The 3,918-nt window shown below is 72.8% G+C and carries 5 protein-coding genes; 4 read left to right on the plus strand and 1 reads right to left on the minus strand.

Annotated elements, in window-relative coordinates; genetic code table 11:
• Positions 1–285 (minus strand): aldo/keto reductase (locus tag SACSA_RS0120530; protein ID WP_028662092.1); only part of this gene is annotated, 285 nt, incomplete at its 3' end.
• Between the two features lie 85 nt (positions 286–370).
• Here SACSA_RS0120530 and SACSA_RS0120535 point away from each other — a divergent pair.
• The 4 genes from SACSA_RS0120535 to SACSA_RS24045 form a co-directional block, all read left to right on the plus strand.
• Positions 371–1,414 (plus strand): LLM class F420-dependent oxidoreductase, encoded by a 1,044-nt coding sequence (locus tag SACSA_RS0120535; RefSeq protein ID WP_028662093.1) that lies wholly within the window; start codon positions 371–373, stop codon positions 1,412–1,414.
• Entirely contained in the window at positions 1,414–2,265 is an 852-nt protein-coding gene (locus SACSA_RS0120540) for an undecaprenyl-diphosphate phosphatase (RefSeq protein ID WP_019819726.1), read from the plus strand. Before SACSA_RS0120535 ends, SACSA_RS0120540 begins: the two co-directional genes overlap by 1 nt.
• Positions 2,266–2,283: 18 nt before the next feature.
• Positions 2,284–2,997, plus strand: coding sequence for a histidine phosphatase family protein (locus SACSA_RS0120545; protein ID WP_019819728.1), 714 nt, complete (start codon positions 2,284–2,286; stop codon positions 2,995–2,997).
• Positions 2,994–3,918, plus strand: a 925-nt coding sequence (locus SACSA_RS24045) for a M3 family metallopeptidase (RefSeq protein ID WP_019819730.1), incomplete at its 3' end; no start/stop codon positions are given. The genes SACSA_RS0120545 and SACSA_RS24045, both read left to right, overlap by 4 nt.

The following is a 3,918-nucleotide window of genomic DNA, read 5'->3' on the forward strand; positions in this document are numbered from 1 at the left end:
CGAGGCGCCGCCGCCGAACGGCCCGTCGGCCCGGCGCGCGGCGGCCTTGGTGGCCAGTACCACGGCCTCACGCGGCACGACGTGGCCCAGCAGCGAGCCCAGGGTGCGTTCCACCTCGCCGTCGGCGTAGATGTCGGCGGTGTCGACCAGCGTGCCGCCCGCGTCGACGAAGGTCACGAGCTGGTCCGCGGCGTCCTCGGTCTCGATCCCGGAGGCCCACGACAGCGTGCCCAGGCCCGTCCGGGAGACCCGCAGACCGGAGACGCCGAGCTGACGGCTTTCCATAACGCCCGAGCCTAACGATCGCCGCGCGGGCGCCGCGACGACGTCGTGTCCCCGGCCGATCAACCGCCCGATAGTGTCAGCACCCGTGCGATTGGGACTCAACCTCGGCTACTGGGGCGCCGGAAACGACGCCTCGAACCTCGCCCTGGCCACGCGGGCGGACGAACTCGGGTACTCGGTGGTGTGGGTCGCGGAGGCCTACGGATCGGACGCGCCGACCGTGCTGGCCTTCGTCGCCGCGCGGACCTCGTCGGTGGACATCGGCAGTGCGGTGCTCCAGATCCCGGCGCGCACCCCGGCGGCCACGGCCATGACGGCGGCCACCCTGGACACCCTGTCCGGGGGCCGGTTCCGGCTCGGGCTGGGTGTGTCCGGTCCGCAGGTGTCGGAGGGCTGGCACGGGGTGCGTTTCGCCGCGCCCCTGGCCCGCACCCGGGAATACGTCGACATCGTGCGCGCGGCGCTGCGCCGGGAGAAGGTGCGCTACGACGGCACGCATTACCGGTTGCCGCTGCCCGACGGCCCCGGCAAGGCGCTGGCACTGACGGTGCACCCGGTGCGCGAGCACATCCCGACCTATCTGGCCGCGATCGGGCCGCGTAACCTCGAACTGACCGGCGAGCTCGCGGACGGCTGGCTGCCGGTGTTCTTCTCGCCGGAGTACGCCGACACCCAGCTCGACCACCTGCGTGCGGGCGCGGCCAAGGCGGGCCGGACGCTGGCCGATCTCGACATCGCGCCGACGGTGCCGTTCGTGCCGGGCGAGGACTGGCGGGTGTGCGCCGACTCGGTGCGCGCCTACGCGGCGCTGTACCTGGGAGGCATGGGCAGCCGCGACCGCAACTTCTACAACCGGCTGGCCTGCCGGATGGGCTTCGCCGACGCCGCCGCCGAGGTGCAAGAGAAGTACCTGGCCAAGGATTACGCGGGTGCGATGGCGGCCGTGCCGCTCGAGTTCCTCGACGCGACCTCGCTGCTGGGGCCGGTGGAGCGCATCGCCGAGCGGATGGCGGCGTTCGCCGAGGCGGGAGTGACCACGTTGACGGTGGCGCCGTTCGTCGATCCCGCTGCCGGGGACCGGACGCTGGAGGCGGCGCTGCGGGCCCGTGAGCTGGCCGGAGTCGCCTGATGGGGTGGTTCGAGGCCTTGGTGCTGGGCCTGGTGCAGGGCCTGACCGAGTTCCTGCCGATCTCCTCGAGCGCCCACCTGCGGCTGACGGCGGCGTTCGCGGGCTGGCAGGACCCGGGGGCCGCGTTCACCGCCGTGACCCAGATCGGCACGGAGCTGGCCGTGCTGCTGTACTTCAGCCGCAAGATCGGCCGTATCCTGCGGAGCTGGTTCCTGTCGCTGATCCGCGCGGAGTACCGGCGCGACCCCGACGCCCGGATGGGCTGGCTGATCATCGTGGGGTCGATCCCGGTCGGGGTCCTGGGTCTGCTGTTCGAGGATCAGATCGAGAGCGTGTTCCGGGATCTGCGGCTGACCGCGTTCACGCTGATCGCCTTCGGGCTGCTGTTGCTGGCCGCCGACCGGATCGGTCGCAAGGAACGCACGCTCGACCAGCTCACCGTGCCGCACGGCCTGGGATACGGCATCGCCCAGGCGTTCGCGCTGATTCCGGGGGTGTCCCGTTCCGGCGGCACGATCACCGGCGGGCTCCTGCTCGGATACAAGCGCGCCGACGCGGCGGAGTACGCGTTCCTGCTCGCGGTCCCCGCCGTGCTGGCCTCCGGCTTCTACAAGCTGACCGACATCGGTGACGGCGACGCTCCGGGTGTGGGCCCGACGGTGCTGGCGACCGTGGTGTCGTTCGGCGTCGGCTACGCGGTGATCGCGTGGCTGATGGCCTACATCCGCAAGAACAGCTTCCTGCCGTTCGTGATCTACCGCGTCGTGCTGGGGCTGGCGGTGCTGCTGCTGGTGCTGTTCGATGTGCTCGACCCCAGCGCGGGTCCGGCCACGGTGGAGGCCGGGGGCTGACCCCGTAGGGTGGCCCGCGTGGCTACTGTCATCCTGCTGCGGCACGGCCGCTCGAGCGCGAACGGCTCGGGTGTGCTGGCGGGCCGCACGCCGAAGGTGGATCTGGACGAGACCGGGCGTGCGCAGGCGGAGGCCCTGGTGGACCGGCTGGCCGGGGTGCCGCTGGCCGAGGTGGTGACCTCGCCGCTGCTGCGGTGCCGGCGCACCGTCGGCCCGCTGGCCACCGCCCGGGGGCTCGACCGTCGGCCGGAGTCGCGACTGTCGGAGGTCGACTACGGCGACTGGACCGGACGGGACCTCACGGCGCTGGCCAAGGAGCCGCTGTGGCGGGTGGTGCAGTCCCATCCGTCGGCCGCGGTCTTTCCCGGCGGCGAGGGACTGGCGCAGATGCAGGCCCGGGCCGTGGCGGCGGTGCGCGAGCACGACGCGCGGATCACCGCCGAACACGGCGAGCACGCGGTGTGGCTGCTGTGCAGCCACGGTGACGTGATCAAGGCCCTGCTGGCCGACGCGCTCGGCCAGCACCTCGACTCGTTCCAGCGGATCGTCGTCGACCCCGCGTCGGTGTCGGTGACCCGCTACACCGAGACGCGCCCGTTCGTGCTGCGTCTCAACGACTCCGGGGGCGACCTGAGCGGGATCGTGCCGGAGAAGCCGAGGAAGCGGCGTGGCCGTAAGCTCGCCTCGGACGCCGCCGTCGGAGGCACCACCGGAGGGAAGGACCGAGCGTGACGGACCGGGAGAATCCACTGCTGGCGCCGAGTGAGCTGCCCTACGAGCTGCCGCCGTTCGACCGGATCGCCGACGACGACTTCCTGCCCGCCTTCGAGGCGGGCATGGCCGAGCAGGCCGCCGAGGTCGCCGCGATCGCGGCGTGCGCGGAGGAGCCCACGTTCGACAACACCATCGTGGCGCTGGAGCGCTCGGGGGAACTGCTCAGCCGGGTCTCGGCGGTGTTTTTCAACCTCACCGCCTCGCACACCAATCCCGCGCTGCGGCGGGTGCAGGCCGAGATCGCTCCGAGGCTCGCGGCGCACGCCGACGCGATCCACCTCGACCCGGCGCTGTTCGCGCGGATCGACACGCTGTACCGGCGGCGCGACAGCCTCGACCTCGACGACGAGTCGGCGTGGCTGCTGCGCCGTTACCACCGTGACTTCCGCCGCGCGGGCGCCGACCTGCAGGCCGCCGAGCAGGACCGGCTGCGCGTGTTGAACGAGCGGTTGTCGTCGGCCTCGACGCGGTTCCAGGACAACCTGCACGCCGACACCGGTGAGCTGGCGGTGCTCGTGGACGACCGCGCCGAGCTTGCGGGGCTGTCCGACGAGGCCGTGGCGGCCGCTGCCGAGGCCGCCGAGGCCCGCGGCGAGCACGGCCGGTACCTGCTGCCGCTGTCGCTGCCCACGGCCCAGCCAGTGCTGGCTTCACTGGAGAACCGGACGCTGCGGGAGCGGGTGTTTCACGCCTCCACCCGGCGCGGGCACACCGGCGGCGAGCACGACAACACCGCCGTGGTCGCCGAGATCGCGCGGCTGCGGGCCGAGCGTGCCGCGCTGCTGGGCTATCCCCACCACGCCGCCTACGTCCTCGAGGAGCAGACGGCGGGCACGGTCGAGGCCGCGCTGGAGCTGCTGCACCGGCTGGCCCCGGCCG

It is taken from the genome of Saccharomonospora saliphila YIM 90502 (genome assembly GCF_000383795.1).
Lineage (GTDB): Bacteria > Actinomycetota > Actinomycetes > Mycobacteriales > Pseudonocardiaceae > Saccharomonospora > Saccharomonospora saliphila.

What these genes read in the sequence shown, in the direction of transcription:
- SACSA_RS0120540 (WP_019819726.1), top strand. Translation starts at nt 1,414, where the DNA reads ATGGGGTGGTTCGAGGCCTTGGTGCTGGGCCTGGTGCAGGGCCTGACC.